Origin of the sequence: Mesorhizobium sp. LNJC405B00 (assembly GCF_000502615.1) — a bacterium.
Classification (GTDB): domain Bacteria; phylum Pseudomonadota; class Alphaproteobacteria; order Rhizobiales; family Rhizobiaceae; genus Mesorhizobium.
This window is the reverse complement of record NZ_AYWC01000001.1, coordinates 114,240-129,798: the sequence shown is the minus strand read 5'-3', so window position 1 is coordinate 129,798 and position 15,559 is coordinate 114,240. Positions and strand designations below refer to the sequence as shown.

At 64.0% G+C, this 15,559-nt stretch carries 15 protein-coding genes; 7 read left to right on the top strand and 8 right to left on the bottom strand.

What is annotated here, in order from left to right:
• Window positions 1–54: 54 nt before the first annotated feature.
• Genes X756_RS164395 through X756_RS164405 form a run of 3 tightly spaced genes read right to left on the bottom strand, consistent with a single transcriptional unit; the run spans window position 55 to window position 4,795 of the window.
• Window positions 55–2,880: a DUF4159 domain-containing protein gene (locus X756_RS164395; RefSeq protein WP_023728264.1), complete on the bottom strand. Its 2,826-nt coding sequence runs from the start codon at window positions 2,878–2,880 to the stop codon at window positions 55–57.
• On the bottom strand, window positions 2,877–3,791 hold the full coding sequence (locus tag X756_RS164400) for a DUF58 domain-containing protein (RefSeq protein ID WP_023728263.1): 915 nt from the start codon (window positions 3,789–3,791) through the stop codon (window positions 2,877–2,879). Before X756_RS164400 ends, X756_RS164395 begins: the two co-directional genes overlap by 4 nt.
• Window positions 3,791–4,795, bottom strand: coding sequence for a MoxR family ATPase (locus tag X756_RS164405; RefSeq protein ID WP_023711133.1), 1,005 nt, complete (start codon window positions 4,793–4,795; stop codon window positions 3,791–3,793). The genes X756_RS164400 and X756_RS164405 overlap by 1 nt, the downstream gene beginning before the upstream one ends.
• A 144-nt stretch (window positions 4,796–4,939) precedes the next feature.
• Between X756_RS164405 and X756_RS164410 the strand changes: the two genes are divergently transcribed.
• Genes X756_RS164410 through X756_RS164420 form a run of 3 tightly spaced genes read left to right on the top strand, consistent with a single transcriptional unit; the run spans window position 4,940 to window position 7,469 of the window.
• Entirely contained in the window at window positions 4,940–5,569 is a 630-nt protein-coding gene (locus tag X756_RS164410) for a DUF1285 domain-containing protein (RefSeq protein WP_023686147.1), read from the top strand.
• Complete coding sequence (locus X756_RS164415; protein ID WP_023683684.1) at window positions 5,569–6,201, top strand: CoA pyrophosphatase; 633 nt, start codon at window positions 5,569–5,571, stop codon at window positions 6,199–6,201. Before X756_RS164410 ends, X756_RS164415 begins: the two co-directional genes overlap by 1 nt.
• Window positions 6,198–7,469 (top strand): CCA tRNA nucleotidyltransferase, encoded by a 1,272-nt coding sequence (locus X756_RS164420; protein ID WP_031237663.1) that lies wholly within the window; start codon window positions 6,198–6,200, stop codon window positions 7,467–7,469. Before X756_RS164415 ends, X756_RS164420 begins: the two co-directional genes overlap by 4 nt.
• Window positions 7,470–7,475: 6 nt before the next feature.
• Here X756_RS164420 and X756_RS164425 read toward each other — a convergent pair whose 3' ends face one another.
• From X756_RS164425 to hemF, 3 genes are all read right to left on the bottom strand, one after another.
• The gene (locus X756_RS164425; protein ID WP_023670013.1) at window positions 7,476–7,661 is read right to left on the bottom strand and encodes a DUF1059 domain-containing protein; all 186 of its coding nucleotides are present in this window, start codon (window positions 7,659–7,661) and stop codon (window positions 7,476–7,478) included.
• A 230-nt stretch (window positions 7,662–7,891) separates the two neighbouring features.
• Window positions 7,892–8,152, bottom strand: a complete 261-nt coding sequence (locus X756_RS164430) for a DUF1344 domain-containing protein (protein WP_023670014.1) — start codon at window positions 8,150–8,152, stop codon at window positions 7,892–7,894.
• 238 nt (window positions 8,153–8,390) lie between these two features.
• Window positions 8,391–9,305: an oxygen-dependent coproporphyrinogen oxidase gene (hemF, locus tag X756_RS164435; RefSeq protein WP_023695814.1), complete on the bottom strand. Its 915-nt coding sequence runs from the start codon at window positions 9,303–9,305 to the stop codon at window positions 8,391–8,393.
• A 275-nt stretch (window positions 9,306–9,580) separates the two neighbouring features.
• Here hemF and X756_RS164440 point away from each other — a divergent pair, with 275 nt between their 5' ends.
• Window positions 9,581–9,838: a hypothetical protein gene (locus X756_RS164440; protein ID WP_023683688.1), complete on the top strand. Its 258-nt coding sequence runs from the start codon at window positions 9,581–9,583 to the stop codon at window positions 9,836–9,838.
• Here X756_RS164440 and soxR read toward each other — a convergent pair.
• Both soxR and X756_RS164450 read right to left on the bottom strand, forming a co-directional pair.
• Window positions 9,835–10,281, bottom strand: coding sequence for a redox-sensitive transcriptional activator SoxR (soxR, locus tag X756_RS164445; protein WP_023728261.1), 447 nt, complete (start codon window positions 10,279–10,281; stop codon window positions 9,835–9,837). The two genes, X756_RS164440 and soxR, sit on opposite strands and share 4 nt — an antisense overlap.
• A gap of 146 nt (window positions 10,282–10,427) precedes the next feature.
• Complete coding sequence (locus X756_RS164450; RefSeq protein ID WP_023670018.1) at window positions 10,428–10,886, bottom strand: tRNA (cytidine(34)-2'-O)-methyltransferase; 459 nt, start codon at window positions 10,884–10,886, stop codon at window positions 10,428–10,430.
• A gap of 445 nt (window positions 10,887–11,331) precedes the next feature.
• Here X756_RS164450 and X756_RS0133330 point away from each other — a divergent pair, with 445 nt between their 5' ends.
• From X756_RS0133330 to X756_RS164460, 3 genes are read left to right on the top strand one after another with little or no spacing between them, the layout of a single operon-like run.
• The gene (locus X756_RS0133330; RefSeq protein WP_023728260.1) at window positions 11,332–11,739 is read left to right on the top strand and encodes a hypothetical protein; all 408 of its coding nucleotides are present in this window, start codon (window positions 11,332–11,334) and stop codon (window positions 11,737–11,739) included.
• Between the two features lie 27 nt (window positions 11,740–11,766).
• Window positions 11,767–13,662, top strand: a complete 1,896-nt coding sequence (locus X756_RS164455; RefSeq protein ID WP_023728259.1) for an ABC transporter ATP-binding protein — start codon at window positions 11,767–11,769, stop codon at window positions 13,660–13,662.
• A 10-nt stretch (window positions 13,663–13,672) separates the two neighbouring features.
• Complete coding sequence (locus X756_RS164460; protein ID WP_023728258.1) at window positions 13,673–15,556, top strand: ABC transporter ATP-binding protein; 1,884 nt, start codon at window positions 13,673–13,675, stop codon at window positions 15,554–15,556.
• Window positions 15,557–15,559: the final 3 nt, after the last annotated feature.

Here is a 15,559-nt window from a genome sequence, read left to right as displayed (position 1 = left end):
GCTGCGCCGCCGGCTCGAGACAGGATCGAGACGAAATTAGCCAATACCGCCATTCTACTGCCCCAGCCGTTCGAGCAGGATCGGCACGTGCACCTGGTCGGATTTGTAGTTGCCGGTCAGCATGTACATCATGATGTTGACGCCGGCGCGCAGCGCATAGATGCGCTGCATCGGATCCGATGGCACGGTCGGCAAAAGCGGGTCACCATTCCCGTCGACGGCCCAGGCGCCGGCAAAATCATTGGCGGTGATCAGGATCGGCGAGACGCCGTCGCCGACGCGTACCGGCCGATTCTCGGCATTGCTGGCCTCGAGCGAGGCTTCCACCCAGAGCGGGCTGCCGGAGAAGCGGCCGGGAAATTCGGGCAGGATGAAGAAGGATTTGGTCAGCACATGGTCGGCGGGCACCGGCTCCAGCGGCGGCACGTTGAGATTGCCGAGAATGTCGCGCAACCGTTCCGTCGCCGGGCTCGCCGAATCCGCACCGATGCCGTTGGCGAACTGGTCGCGCGTGTCGAACAGCACCGTGCCGCCCTGCTGCATATAGGCGTCGATGCGGGCGATCGCGGCTTGGCTCGGCATCGGCGCGGAAGGATCGATCGGCCAGTAGATCAGCGGATAGAAGGAAAGCTCGTCCTTCGAGATATCGACGCCCGCCGGCGCGCCCGGCTCGAGCGCGGTCTTCTCGATCAGGAAGCGGGTCAGGCCTTCGAGCCCGGCGCGGCTGATCGAATCGTCACCGGGCACACCGGTCAGCACATAGGCGATGCGGGTCTTGGCAATATCCTCGATTGCCGCGGCATCGCCGGGCTTGGCGTCGTCGGCGCGGGCGAGGTCGGCATGGCCAAACAGCATGCCGAGGCCAAGCAGCAGCGCAGCCGTCGTTGCTGCGGCCGATCGGCCGCGGCGCGGTCGGCGCGACATCAGCCCGCCCATCCAGAACACCGCCAGCGTGTCGAGCAGCATAAGCACAAGTGCCGCTGTGACCAGCGATCCCTTGAGGTCGCGCGATTCATCGAAAGCGTACTGGATATTGGTCACCGGCACTGTGAATTGCGGGCGCACCAGCGGCGCGAAGGCGGTGGCCGGGTCGAGCAGATTGTGGGCGAAAACGCCGGTTTCCGAGCCGTAGAGGCCGGGCGGGTTCTCGAACGTCACCGGCAGCGTGCCGGCGCCGGGGACCAGCGGTCGCGCGTCCGGCGTCGGCGGCACCAAAGTGCCGTCGGCGGCTATCATGCGATAAGGCGCCAGCGACGTAGCAGCGGCTTCGGCGTTGGCAACCGCCGCACCCTGGTTGCGCGACAGCTGCACGATGCGCCGCAGCATCTCGACGAAGCTGCCGGAGATCGGCAGCGTCGACCATGTCGCTTCCGGGGTGATGTGGAACAGAACCAGCGTGCCCTTGCCCTTCTTCAACCCGGTCACCAGCGGGGTGCCATCGGCAAGGGTTGCCCAGGTGCGTTCGACGATGTCCGGCGTCGGTTCGGCCAACACCTGCCGGCTCACCGTGACCTCGGCCGGCGGTGCGAGGTCGGCGAACGGGCCGTTCTTCGGGAATTCGGTCACCGCTTGCGGCGTCGTCCATGACAGCGCGCCGCCAAGCGAGCGCTCGCCGGTGCGCAGCCTGACCGGCAACAGATCATCGTCATTGCCGGCGGCGGCCAGCCGCGAACCGGCAAAGCGCACCAGCGTGCCGCCATTGTCGACCCAGTCGACCAGCCGCTGATGGACCTGCGGCGGAATGGTACCGATATCGGCCATGACGATCATCGCCGGCTTCTGGTCGAGAAGCTGCGGGATGGCGTCGGCGAGATCGACGCTCGACGGTTCGACCAGATCGGCGAAAGGCTGCAGCGCGCGCCTGATGTAATAGAGCGGCGACAGAAGCGGCTGCGCCTGGTCGGCCTCGGCCTGCGATAAAAGTCCGACGCGGCGGCGCTTGGAGCTTTCGTCGAGCACGCGCACCGCACCTGCCTGGCGTTCGCCGTCGAGCGCGATCGAGGCGAAGTCGTTGCGCATTTCGAACGGCACCGCCATCGTGCCGGTGGCGGTAGTCTCACCCGGCGCGAAGGTCAGCGTCGCGTCGGCGATGCGGCGGCCCTTATCGTCGAAGGCGCCGGCGGTGACTTGTGCCGGCGCCGGATCGCCGGGCGCGCGGATGGCGGTCAGGGCGAAGCCGTCGACCTGATTTTCGGCGCCAGTGAGCCCAGTCAGCGCCAGCCGGTCGGAATTGGCCCAGACGACACGGGCGGCGTTTTTCGACAGCAGTGTGTTGAAGGCGGCCTCGTCGCCCTTTGCCGCAAGGCCGTCGGTGAGAACGGCAACGCTGGCGCCGGGCAAGGTTCCCAGCACGCCGGCGACGCGGGCATAGACAGCGGGTCGGTCGGTCGGGATCGGCCTCGGCTTGGCGGCGCGCAGCCGGTCGAGGGCAGCCGCCGCATCGAAGGGGCCGATCTCGGCGTTCGGCTTTTCGGCGGTGAAGGCGATGACGACCGGTACGCCGTTCGAACCGGCATCGGCGATCAGCCGCTGGGCGGTGGCGACGCGCTTGCCCCAGTCGGCGGCACTCGCCCAGTCATTGTCGATGACGAGCGCCAGGGCGGCGCCCTCGGCCGGCAATTTTTCGCGCGGATTGAAAACGGGTTCGGCTAATGCCGCGACGACAAGGGCTGCCATCAACAGCCGCAGCAGCGTCAGCCACCACGGGCTCTGCTGCGGCGTTTCCTCGCGCTTCAGCACGCGAGCGAGGATCTTCAGCGGCGGAAACATTTCGGACTGCGGCTTGGGCGGTGTGAGCCTGAGCAGCCACCAGATCACCGGCAGCGCCAGCAGGCCCCACAACACCATGGGAGCGCCAAAGGAGAGCGGCAGCCAGCTCATGCGCCGGCCCTTCCCACGAATGCGCCATCGGCGGTCATCGCCATGTGGATGCGCACCAGCGCCTCGGAAGCGAGGCGATCGGTGTGGTTGACGGTGTAGCTCCAGCCGAGGCGCTTGCACCAGCTGGCCATCTCCTGGCGGCGGGCGGTGTAGAGCAGGCGGTATTCGTCGCCGAGCATTTCGGCGCGGCCGGCGGTCAACTTGTCGCCGGTCTCGGGATCGGTGAATTCGGTGCGGCCGGCATAAGGAAAGGTCTCCTCCGCCGGATCGGCAACCTCGATCAGATGCGCACGCACGCCATGCCGCGCCAGCACATCGAGCCATTCCATGGTCTCCTCGACCGGGTCGAGGAAATCGCTCACGACGACGATGTCGCAGAAGCGGCGGATGGCGGACAGGTCAGGCTTTGCCGGCGGGTCGGCGGCGTGCATCAATTGCGCCGCGATGCGCTCGGCGCCGTTGCGGGCGGTGAACGGATCTGTCAGGCCGGGCCATGCGATGCGCTCGCCGCTGCGCGACAAAAGTTCGGCCATGGCCAGCGCCAGCACCAGCGCGCGCGATTCCTTGGAAACGCTGGCGCCAGTCGATTTGTAGAGCATGGAGGGCGAGGGGTCGGCCCAAAGCCACACCGTGTGGGCTGCTTCCCATTCGCGGTCGCGCACATAGGTGTGGTCGTCCCGGGCCGAACGGCGCCAGTCGATGCGCGAGGAATCGCCTTCGACATAGGGGCGGAACTGCCAGAAATTCTCGCCGATGCCGCGCTTGCGGCGGCCATGCCAGCCGGCAATTACCGTATTGACGATACGGCGCGCCTCGACCAGCAGGTCCGGCACCAGCGAAGCCCGCAACCGGCCCCTGGCGAGCGCGTCGCGCGTCGCTGCCGGTGCCTGGACTTCGCCGATACGCGCCATCAGATTCCTTTGGCCAGTTTCGCCACCACGTCGCGCACGGTCGTGCCCTCGGCGCGCGCGGCAAAGGTCAGCGCCATGCGGTGCTGCAGCACTGGTTCGGCCAGCGCGCGGATATCGTCGACCGACGGCGCCAGCCGCCCGTCATAAAGCGCGCGCGCACGGGCGCACAGCGTCAGCGCCTGGCTGGCGCGCGGGCCGGGACCCCAGGCGACATGCTTGTCGGTCTCGGCATTGCCCTGGCCGGGACGCGCCGAACGCACCAGTTTGAGGATGGCGTCGACGACGCTTTCGGGCACCGGCATACGGCGGATCAGCGTCTGGATTTCCCTCAGCCGCGCCGGCTGCAGCACGTTTTGCGCCTTGGCGTCCTCGATGCCGGTGGTCTCCAGCAGAATGCGCCGCTCGGCCTCGATTTCGGGATAAAGGATGTCGACCTGCATCAGGAAGCGGTCGAGCTGCGCTTCGGGCAGGGGATAGGTGCCTTCCTGCTCCAGCGGGTTTTGCGTCGCCAGCACATGGAAGGGCGCGGGCAGGTCGTGGCGAATGCCGGCGATGGTGACGTGATATTCCTGCATCGCCTGCAGCAGCGCCGACTGGGTGCGCGGCGAGGCGCGGTTGATCTCGTCGGCCATCAGCAATTGCGCGAAGATCGGGCCGGAGATGAAGCGGAAGGAGCGCTTTCCCGCCTCGTCCTGCTCCATCACTTCGGAGCCGAGAATGTCGGACGGCATCAGGTCGGGCGTGAACTGGATGCGGCGCGAATCGAGGCCGAGCACGACACCGAGCGTTTCGACCAGCTTGGTCTTGGCAAGGCCGGGCACGCCGACCAGCAGCGCATGGCCGCCGGCAAGCAGCGCCACCAGCGTGCGCTCGACCACCACTTCCTGGCCGAAAATGACGCGGCCGACGCCGTCGCGCACCCTGGAAATATCGGCCAGCGCCGTCTCGGCCTGGGCGATCATGTCCTTTTCGTTGATTGGGCTTTCCTTGACCATTACGCTCATGCCGCATCGATCCTTGTGCTGGAAGTACCGGCTTGCACTGTAGTGCCTTAGAATGCCGCGATTCGGCTTCGCCTGGCGCCTACGAATGAATTTAAATCACAGACTTAGGCTGACAAGCGGAACAACAGTGACTATTTCGTGACCATGACGGAACGCTCCGAACATCGCGAGCACAGCCTTACTGCCGCAACCGAGGCGCGCGGTCTCGAAGCGTTGATCTCGCGTGCGGCTCGCGCCGGCAAGGGCGCGGCGCCGGTGGAGCGCTGGAATCCCGACTTTTGCGGCGATCTAGACATGGAGATCAAACAAGACGGAACGTGGTTCTATCTCGGCACGCCGATCGGCCGCATGCCGCTGGTGCAGCTGTTTTCCAGCGTGCTGCGCAAGGACGAGGATGGCAGGACCTATCTGGTGACGCCGGTCGAACGGGTCGGCATCCGCGTCGTGGACGCGCCTTTCATCGCGGTTGAAATGGATGTTTCCGGCGCCGGCGCCGAGCAGACCATCACTTTCCGCACCAATGTCGGCGATGTCGTCGAGGCCGGACCTGGCCATCCGCTGCGCTTCGTCGACGAGAACGAGACCGGCGGGCTAAAACCCTATGTGCTGGTGCGCGGGCGGCTGGAAGCGCTGGTGGCGCGGCCGGTGATGTACGAACTGGTCGAGCATGGCGAGGAGATCGATATCGGCGGCAAGACGATGTTTGCCGTGCGCTCGAAAGGCGAAATCTATCCGATCATGCCGGCGGAAAAACTGAAGCGGCTGAGCGCATGATGGATCAGGTGAGGCCGCCGCCGTTTTCCACAGCGGATTTTCGCGCGCGGGTCGCGGCGCAAGCTGAAGCCCATGCCGGCGACGATTATGGCGATCATCGCTTCAACCCCGGCCATCCACGGTTGACGCAGCTCAAAGCGCTGCGCGACGCCGCGGTGCTGATCCCGGTCGTCGATCATGGACGCGATGCGACCGTGCTTTTGACCAAGCGGGCGGAAAAACTGCGCAGCCATTCCGGGCAGGTGGCTTTTCCTGGCGGCACCATTGATCCCACCGATGCGACCCCGGAAGCAGCGGCCTTGCGCGAGACCTTCGAGGAGATCGGCCTCGGCCATGACCGCATCGAGATCATCGGCCGCATGCCCGATTATGTCGCCGGCAGCGGCTATCGCATCGCGCCGGTGCTGGCGATCGTCGAGCCCGGTTTTACGCTGTCGCTCAATTCCGACGAGGTCGACGCCGCCTTCGAAGTACCGCTTTCGTTCCTGATGGATCCGGCCAACCACACCAGGGACAGCCGCATGTGGAACGACCTGGAATGGTTCTTCTACGATATGCCCTATGGCGGCCAGCGCATCTGGGGCGTCACCGCCGGCATCATCCGCACGCTCTATGAAAGGCTCTATGCTTGAGTGATCCGATATCGCTGGCGGGCAGAGCCGACTGGCTGGGTGAAAAGCATCTGCAGCGGCTGCTTGCCGTGCTGGCGCAAGGCGGCGAGGAAGCCCGCATCGCGGGCGGCGCGGTGCGCAATGCACTGATTGGGCAGCCGGTCGCCGATATCGACGTTGCTACCACTTGCCTGCCCGAGGAAACCGTTCGCCGCGCCGAGGCGGCGGGCTTCAAGGCGGTGCCGACCGGCATCGAGCACGGCACGATCACGGTGATTGCCGGCGGCGCGCCCTATGAGGTCACCACGCTGCGCGCCGACATCGAGACCGATGGCCGCCGCGCCAAAGTGTCGTTCGGCCGCGACTGGAAGGCCGACGCCGAACGGCGCGATTTCACCATCAACGCGCTCTATGCGGAGGCTGACGGGACGGTCGTCGACCTGGTCGGCGGCGTCGGCGATATCGAGGCACGAAGGCTGCGCTTCATTGGCGATGCCGAGCAGCGGATCCGCGAAGACTATCTGCGCATCCTGCGTTTCTTCCGCTTTTTCGCCTGGTACGGCGAGGGTCGGCCCGATGCCGAGGGATTGAAGGCCTGCGCCCGGCTCAAGGACGGTCTCGCCCATCTCTCGGCCGAACGCATCTGGTCCGAGCTGAAGAAGTTGTTATCGGCCCCAGATCCGTCGCGCGCCTTGCTGTGGATGCGCCAGGCCGGCGGGCTCACCAGCGCCCTGCCGGAAAGCGAGAAATGGGGCATCGATGCCATTCATGGGCTGATCAAGACAGAAAAGGATCTGGGCTGGGCGCCGGACCCGCTGCTCAGGCTGGAGGCGATCGTGCCGCCCGATGCGGAGAGGATGAAGACACTGGCCGAGCGGCTGAAACTTTCGACCACTGAGGCGGAGCGCCTGCGCCACTGGGCGCTGACGGCTGCCGTCGAGCCCAAGACAAGCGAAGCGGAACTGGCCAAGAAACTCTATTCCGGCGAGCGCCAGGGTTTTCTCGATCGCCTGCGGCTGTCGCTTGCGTCGGCGCGAGCGCGGGCTCTTGAGGACAATGACGCGCTGGTTCAGGCCGGCGGGTTTTCGCGCCTGCTCGCTTTTGCGCTGAAATGGGAAAAACCGGTGTTCCCAGTCAAGGGCGGCGATCTGACGGCGCTTGGCGCGTCGCCGGGGCCAATACTCGGTGCGATCCTGAAAAACCTGGAAAAGGAATGGATCGGGTCCGGCTTTGCGCTCGATCGCGACGCGCTGCTGGAGCGCGCCGCGGAAGCCTTGAAGGCCAGATAGGACTGCTCAGGCCGCGTCGCGAACTTTCTCGATGCGCGAGCGGATCGCCTCGATCATCGTCTCGCGAATGACCGTTTCGCCATGTGTCTCGCGCATATGGTCGACGGCGCGGCGCATGACCTCGGCTTCCTCACCGGCACGCGTGTGCCACTCACAGCCGGGAACGAGCGAGCCGCAATGGAATTCCTTCATGGGATTTTCTCCTTTCCTCCTTGGAGCCTGTGCCTCTCATGGGCACACGAAGCTCCGCCATCTCTGTTCCGCGCCCTGTCACAGCAGTCGGTTTCGGGGGCACGCACGGGGGAGCTAGCATAACACGGTTCGACCATTTTGGTTGCCGTGGTGCGAAAAAGGCGGAGCAGCGCTGCTCCGCCCCTCTTGTCAGGCTAAGCCAAAGGCGAGACCGTTCGGTCTTGTCCCGGTCACTTCACGATCTTGACGGACTCGGCAACCTTGTTCTTGCCGCTCATGTCCCAGGAAACGCGGACCTTTTCGCCGGCCTTCAGGCCAGGATCCTTGAAGGTCTTGGGCAGCGTAAAGGTCGATCCATCGTCCAGAACGAGGCTCATGGCCGTGCCATCATAGGTCTTGACCGTGCCCGTGGTGTGCTTGACCGCGGCAAAGGCAATCGAGCCGGAAGCGAGAAGGGCAGCGGCGGCTGCCGAAACAATGAGCTTTCGCATGTAATACTCCTGGAAATGCGGGCATCCGTTTGGAAAATGCTCCGCCTTGTTCAGGGCCGTCCGGTAGCGTCGTGTCGCGGTTCGGGACTGAACCGCCGGCGCTTCCCGGCCCGAAACGACAAATAGTCGTTTTATTTCAATCGCCTATTAGACGAAAAAGATAATGGCGATGCCACATTGGCTGCCCAGATTCGGCGAATGGGACGTCAATGCGGCTCACGTTTCGCTCACCGATTTTTTACGGCCACCTGACCTCCGGCGGCAGGCTGGACAGGATCGAAGCGACATTGCCGCCGGTCTTCAGGCCGAAGATGGTGCCGCGATCGTGAAGCAAGTTGAATTCGACGTAACGGCCGCGGCGAATGAGCTGCTCGTCGCGGTCGTCGTCGGTCCAGTTCTCGTTGAAATGGGCGCGAACCAGGTGTCCGTAGACGACAAGGAAAGAACGCCCGACATCCTGGACGAAGTTCAAATCGGCATTCCAGCCGCCTTTCTCCTCCCCCGAATGCAGCCAGTCGAAAAAGATGCCGCCGACGCCGCGCGGCTCGTGGCGGTGCGGCAGATAGAAATACTCGTCGCACCAGGCCTTGAATTTGGGGTGGTCGGCGATCGCAGCGTTCTTCTCGCAGGCGAACTGCATGGCTCGATGGAAGGCGACCGTGTCGGGGTGATCTTCCGTGCGGTTGCGGTCGAGCACCGGTGTCAGATCAGCGCCGCCGCCGAACCAGTGGCGCGACGTCACGACCATGCGGGTGTTCATGTGCACGGCCGGCACGTTGGGGTTCCAGGGATGCGCGATCAACGAAATGCCTGATGCCCAGAAGCTCGGGTCTTCCTCGGCGCCGGGCATCTGCTTCCTGAATTCGGGCGAGAATTCGCCATAGACGGTCGAAGTATGGACGCCGACCTTCTCGAAGACGCGGCCGCGCATCATCGCCATGGCGCCGCCGCCGCCCTTTCCATTGTCGCGTTCCCACGGCGTCTTCTCGAAGCTGCCGGGCGACCATTCGGCCAGTGGTCCCTGCAGTTCCTGTTCGATCTGCTCGAAGGTTGTGCAAATGCGCTCGCGCAGCGTCTCGAACCAGAGCCTAGCCTTCATTTTCTTCTGTTCGATGTCGGGTGGCAGGCCTGCCGGTATTTCTGGTCGTTCCAAAATGCTGTCTCCGGTCGCGGCCGACAAAGGACCTAGTGGAGTGAATTTGACATTTGCACACAGCGTGGCGCAGGGCACGATGCAAATGTCAAATTCGAAAACTCCACCAGAAACATAAACTTGCTAGCGGTCCTTGTGATTCCAACATTCGCAACGGCGCCTGGGGATTAGGGAGGCGAATGTTGGAATCGGACCCCTAGCCTTTTCCGGGCGCGATCCCTAATCTCTTAGGGGCAAGGGTCAAGTGTCATCTGGTTCGGCCCAGGAGTTCTTTCATGCGCACGCCGGCAAGACCGCCGCTGCATGGCCTGAAGAAAAGGCTCGATCGTTCACGCGCCGAGCGCGAGCGCATGCCGCGTGACGGGTTTTTGCGGGAGACCTTTGTCTTGCCGCGCCCCGATGCGCGGCTCAAAGCCAAGGAATGGTTCGAACGCTTTCCCAAGCAGGCCTACTGGACCGAGATCGAAAGCTGGTTCGAACGGCCGGGCGACGTCATAGAATTCACGATACGGCGGCTGCCGGCGGCGGATTAGGACCCCACCAGCAGTCGCCTTGCGCCCGGCCCTTGCGCACTCAAGCGATCTTCCCTGTTTCGCAGCGGGCATTTGTCGATCGACATGCAGCCGCAGCCGATGCAGTCGGTCAGGCCGTCGCGCAGCTTCTTTAGCTGAGTGATCTTGCGATCGAGGTCGTCGCGCCAGCCGGTCGACAACAGGTTCCAGTCCTCGCGCGTCGGGGTACGGCCTTCTGGGAGCGATTCAAGTGCGGCGCCGATCTCGGCCAGCGAGATGCCGACCTCCTGGGCGATCCGGATGATCGCCACCCGCCGCAGCACGTCGCGGCCATAGCGCCGCTGGTTGCCCGACGTGCGGTGGCTGCGGATCAGCCCGCGCGCCTCGTAGAAATGCAGCGCCGACACCGCCACGCCGCTGCGCATGGCCAACTGGCCGACCGTCAATTCCTTTACCGGAGCCATCTCGATTTTCCGCTTGACCTCAACTTAAGTTGAGCTTGTAGCCAGGAAATGTCGATAGGGCAATTGAGGAGAAGGCGATGTGCGCCTGGGTGAGAATGATGCAAGACGCAAGGGCCGTTGGCGATGACGACAACGCGTTGAAGGTTCTAGCCGAGTTGCCGGATGGCTTCACCGGCGACCATGGCGACGGACAGCGCGACGTTGATGCTGCGCGTGCCCGGCTGCATCGGGATCGTCAGCCGCGCATCCGCCGCCTGATGGACAGGATCCGGCACGCCGGCGGATTCGCGGCCGAACAGCAGGATGTCGCCTTGGGCGAAGCTGAAGCCCGTATAGGGGGTCGCAGCTTTGGTGGTGAGCAGCACCAGCCGGCAGGCTTGGCCCTTGCGCCAATCCTCGAAGGCGTTCCAGTCGACATGCCGGGTCAGGGCAGCCATTTCGAGGTAGTCCATCCCGGCGCGCTTGAGCGCTTTGTCGGAGAGCGGAAAGCCGGCTGGTTCGATGATGTCGACGCCAAGGCCGAGGCAGGCGGCGAAGCGCAGGATTGTTCCGGTGTTGCCGGCGATGTCAGGCTGGTAGAGGGCGATGCGGAGACGGTGGTTCATTTCCGCGTCTTTCTAATAAGTGGCAGATCGGCCACAGCGGGTGGCTGGTTTTGGAAATTGCTGGACCTGCGGGTGGCCATTTTCTGCGAAGTCGATTATACCGCACGCATTGTCAACCCGAACCGATGGAGGGGTATTTCATGATGACCATGCACATCCAGCGCCCCTCCCGTGGGCTTACCTGCCCGCCGGCGGTTTCGGTACGACGATTTACCTGATTTCTTAGATCTGATCGCACCGATTCCCGCCGAACCCAATTTTCGGCTCTCGAAGGAATCCTGCGATGTTTTTCAAACCGTTAAAGGGGCCAAGCGCCCCAGCTGAGCATGTCGCGACCGAGGCCTATCGTCGTGTCCCGACGGATGCAATCCGTGCCTCCGGCCGAAGGCCGGCGCACGACATTGCTTCGCCTTTTTATGTCTATTTTCACACGGAGGACGGACCGATGTTCGATCCCTATAAGATACCGGGTTCAAGAAGCCTGCACGAACGCAAGACGGCGACCTGGGCGTTGCTGGTCGGCGAGACGTATTCGTCGGCGGTTCACGCCCAGATGCGCCGGCGTCCGCATCGCGGCATGTTGCCGGATGTCGATTTCTCGCGTGCGGTTCCCGACCACAGCCGGCCGTCGCTGGTGCGCCGGATCATCCGGCTGATCCGGCCGGGCGCGAAAAACCGGACTGGCGGCGGCGTGCCGTCAGCTCAGTCGAAGGCTTCTGTCGGTGAAAAGCCCGCAAGTCCCTATATTGCGCGAAGCAGGACCGATGGCCCGGGTGATTCCGGGCCGTCGGTCCCCGCCGACGTACGGTCTGGGGACGCGGAGCGCCCCGGGGATTTTTCCCGCGCCGCATGAGCGGACAAAAGTTTTGTGAGCATCACTATGTTTAGCTGGTTTGAAAGAAGGCTCGATCCGTTCCCCGCAGCGGAACCGGTCGAGCCGCCGAAGACGCTGGTTGCCTTCTGCGTGCATTATACGCGCGGCGCCTGGCCATACATCATCCTGGACGCGGTGCTGGTGACGGCGATTGCCATCGCGGAAGTGTGGATGTTCGGCTTCATGGGCCACATCGTCGACTGGCTGTCCGGGCAGAACCGCGAAACCTTCCTGCAGACCGAGAGCTGGAAGCTCGCCGGCATGGCCTTCGTCGTGCTGTTCGCGCTGCCAGGTACAGTATGGCTGCATTCTTTGTTCAACCAGCAGACGCTGATGGGCAACTACCCCATGCGCATCCGATGGCAGGTGCATCGTTATCTCTTGAAGCAGTCGATGAGCTTCTACCAGGACGAATTCGCCGGCCGCATCGCCACCAAGCTGATGCAGACGGCACTCGCCGTGCGCGAATGCGTCATCAAGGTGATCGAGGTGCTCAATTACGTAATCGTCTATTTCCTCGGCATGCTGTTCATCGTCGGCTCGGCCGACTTGCGGCTGGCGGCACCTCTCGGCGTCTGGCTGCTCGGCTATATCGGGTTGTTGCGCTATATCATCCCGAAGCTGGGCAAGGTCGGGGAGGCGCAGGCCAATGCGCGCTCGACTATGACCGGCCGCGTCGTTGACAGCTACACCAACATCCAGACGGTCAAGTTGTTTTCCCATGCACGGCGCGAAGCAACGTTCGCGAGAGAAGGCATGGCAGGCTTCCTCGACACGGTCTACCGGTCGATGCGGCTGGTGACGGTGCTTTACGGCCTGCTCTATATCCTCAACGCGCTGCTCCTGTTTTCGGTGACGGCGACGGCGCTGTGGCTGTGGCTCGGCCAGGCGGTGACGATCGGCGCCGTCGCCGTGGTCATCGGCCTCGTGCTCCGTATGTGGGGCATGTCGCAGTGGATCATGTGGGAAATGTCGAGCCTGTTCGAGAACATCGGCACGGTGCAAGACGGTATCGCCTCGATCTCGCTGCCGCGCCTGGTCGAAGACCGGCCGGGGGCGAAGGACATTGCCGTCACCAAGGGCGAGATCCGCTTCGACGACATTCGTTTCCACTATGGCAAGCAGAAGGGCGTCATCGAGAACCTGTCGCTGACGGTGAAGCCCGGCGAGAAAGTCGGCATTGTCGGGCGCTCGGGCGCGGGCAAGTCGACGCTGGTCAATCTCCTGTTGCGGTTCTACGACCTCGAGAACGGCCGGATCCTGATCGACGGCCAGGAGATCGCTTCGGTGACGCAGGATTCGCTGCGCGCGCAGATCGGCATGGTGACGCAGGACACTTCGCTGCTGCATCGTTCTGTGCGCGACAATATCCTTTACGGGCGGCCCGATGCGACGGAGGAAATGGTTATCGAGGCAGCCGGGCGGGCCGAGGCGCTGGAGTTTATCGGCAGGCTTTCGGATCACACCGGACGTAAAGGGCTCGACGCTCATGTCGGCGACCGCGGCGTCAAATTGTCCGGCGGCCAGCGGCAACGCATCGCCATTGCTCGCGTTATGTTGAAGGACGCACCGATACTTATCCTTGACGAAGCGACGTCGGCGCTGGATTCCGAAGCCGAGGCCGCCATCCAGGAGAATCTCTACAAGCTCATGCAAGGCAAGACCGTCATCGCCATTGCGCACCGGCTGTCGACCATCGCGGCGATCGACAGGCTCGTCGTCCTCGACAAGGGCCGTGTCATCGAGGAGGGGTCGCACGAGGAACTCGTCGCCAGCGGCGGGCTCTACGCGCAGCTCTGGCAGCGCCAGTCGGGCGGGTTCCTGCTCGACGACGGTCCGGTCGATGCCGCCAATGACGCTGTTGCCAACGACATCGGCGTGAAGGGTGAAGCCGCAGAGTGATGACGTCAGCATGATGACAGCCGTCTATCGCTGGTTCGAGAACTGGGTCTATCCGTTCAGGGAGCCGGCGGACCTTCGGCCGCAGTCAAGCGTCGGCGGCTTCCTCTGGCACTATGTCGGCCAGGCGAAGTTCGCCTTCTTCGCCATGCTTGTCATCGGCGGCATCGCGCCGCTGATCGAGGCCGGGCTTTTCTACTTCGTCGGGCGGCTGGTCGATATTCTCGACCAGCTTCCTGGCGAGCGCAGCTGGCACGCGCTGTGGACCGCCGCCGGTCCTGAACTGGTGTTCATGATCGTCGTGGTGGCGGTCATCCGCACCGTCGTCGTCGGCCTGTCGGCGCTGGTCAACGAACAGACGATCACGCCGGGCTTCTACAATCTGGTGCGCTGGCAGGCGCACCGGCACGTATCGCGCCAGTCCTACACCTTCTTCCAGAACGATTTCGCCGGCCGTATCGCGACAAAAGTCTGGCAGGCGGGGCAGGCGACCGGCGACCTGATGGAGAGCTTCATCGAGGTCATCTGGTTCATGCTCATCTATACGGTGACGACCTTGGCGCTGGTCGCCGGGCTGGATCTGCGCCTGGCCGTGCTGGTGGTGATCTGGATCCTCGCGTTCGCCTGGCTGGCCAAGCTCTATCTGCCCTCGATCCGCAGGCATGCCGAGGCCACGGCTGAAGCTGGCTCGATGATCAATGGGCGCATCATCGATTCCTATTCCAACGTGCAGACGCTGAAGCTATTCTCGGCCGACGGCGACGACCGCTACATCAAGAACGGCTTCGACATCTATCTCGATGCACTACGGCCCTTCACCCGCCGGCTGACCGGCGTGCGCATGGCGCTGACGACGCTGTCGGGCATCATGATCACCGCGATTGGCTGCTTTGCCGTCTATCTCTGGGTCGAAGGGTCGATCACCGTCGGCGCCGTCGCGTTCACGCTGTCGCTGGTCTTGCGGCTCAACATGCTGCTCGGGCGCGTGATGATGCAGCTCAACGGCATATTGCGAAATCTCGGCGTCCTGGAAAACTCCAAGGCGCTGATCTCGCAGCCGCTTGGCCTTGTCGATGCGCCGGATGCGAAAGAGCTTGTCGTCGCCGGCGGCCGCATCGAGGTGAAGAATGTCGAGTTCCACTACGGCAAGGGTTTTGGCGTGCTGAATGGCATCGACCTTGTGGTCAAGCCTGGCGAGAAGGTCGGGCTGGTCGGGCCGTCGGGCGCGGGCAAGACGACGCTCGCCAACCTCATCCTGCGCCTCTACGACCTCGAGAGCGGCAAAATCCTGATCGACGGGCAAGACGTCGCCGAGGTGACGCAGAACTCACTGCGCGCCAATATCGGTGTGGTCAGCCAGGACACGGCGCTGTTCCACCGCTCGCTGCGCGACAACATCAAGCTCGGCATGCCGGACGCGACCGAGGCCGAGGTGATCGCGGCGGCGAAGAAGGCCGAGGCGCACGAGTTCATATTGGGCCTGCGCGACAACCGGGACCGTACCGGCTACGAGGCTTTTGTCGGCGAGCGCGGCGTGAAACTGTCGGGCGGCCAGCGCCAGCGCGTCGCGATCGCCCGCGTCTTCCTCAAGGATGCGCCGATCCTGATCCTCGACGAGGCGACCTCGGCGCTCGATTCCGACATCGAGGCGGCGATCCAGGAGAATCTGGCCAGGCTGATGGAGAACAAGACGGTCATCGCCATAGCGCACCGGCTGTCGACCATCGCCGCGCTCGACCGTCTTGTGGTGCTGGACGGAGGCCGCATCGTCGAACAGGGCACGCATGACGAGCTGGTGGCGCTCGACGGGCTCTATGCGCGGCTGTGGAAGCGGCAGTCCGGCGGCTTCCTCTACCACGAGGAAAGCGTGCTGGAAGAGACACGGCCGGCGGAGTAGGGC

Bases quoted from the DNA above. Each gene is read 5' to 3' on its own strand.
- X756_RS164440 (WP_023683688.1), top strand. From the start codon at position 9,581: ATGCGCACGCCGGCAAGACCGCCGCTGCATGGCCTGAAGAAAAGGCTC.
- X756_RS164405 (WP_023711133.1), bottom strand. From the start codon at position 4,795: ATGAGCGTAATGGTCAAGGAAAGCCCAATCAACGAAAAGGACATGATC.
- X756_RS0133330 (WP_023728260.1), top strand. From the start codon at position 11,332: ATGTTCGATCCCTATAAGATACCGGGTTCAAGAAGCCTGCACGAACGC.
- X756_RS164400 (WP_023728263.1), bottom strand. From the start codon at position 3,791: ATGGCGCGTATCGGCGAAGTCCAGGCACCGGCAGCGACGCGCGACGCG.
- X756_RS164450 (WP_023670018.1), bottom strand. From the start codon at position 10,886: ATGAACCACCGTCTCCGCATCGCCCTCTACCAGCCTGACATCGCCGGC.
- X756_RS164455 (WP_023728259.1), top strand. From the start codon at position 11,767: ATGTTTAGCTGGTTTGAAAGAAGGCTCGATCCGTTCCCCGCAGCGGAA.
- X756_RS164395 (WP_023728264.1), bottom strand. From the start codon at position 2,880: ATGAGCTGGCTGCCGCTCTCCTTTGGCGCTCCCATGGTGTTGTGGGGC.
- X756_RS164425 (WP_023670013.1), bottom strand. From the start codon at position 7,661: ATGAAGGAATTCCATTGCGGCTCGCTCGTTCCCGGCTGTGAGTGGCAC.
- soxR (WP_023728261.1), bottom strand. From the start codon at position 10,281: ATGGCTCCGGTAAAGGAATTGACGGTCGGCCAGTTGGCCATGCGCAGC.
- X756_RS164460 (WP_023728258.1), top strand. From the start codon at position 13,673: ATGATGACAGCCGTCTATCGCTGGTTCGAGAACTGGGTCTATCCGTTC.
- X756_RS164415 (WP_023683684.1), top strand. From the start codon at position 5,569: ATGGATCAGGTGAGGCCGCCGCCGTTTTCCACAGCGGATTTTCGCGCG.
- X756_RS164410 (WP_023686147.1), top strand. From the start codon at position 4,940: ATGACGGAACGCTCCGAACATCGCGAGCACAGCCTTACTGCCGCAACC.
- X756_RS164430 (WP_023670014.1), bottom strand. From the start codon at position 8,152: ATGCGAAAGCTCATTGTTTCGGCAGCCGCCGCTGCCCTTCTCGCTTCC.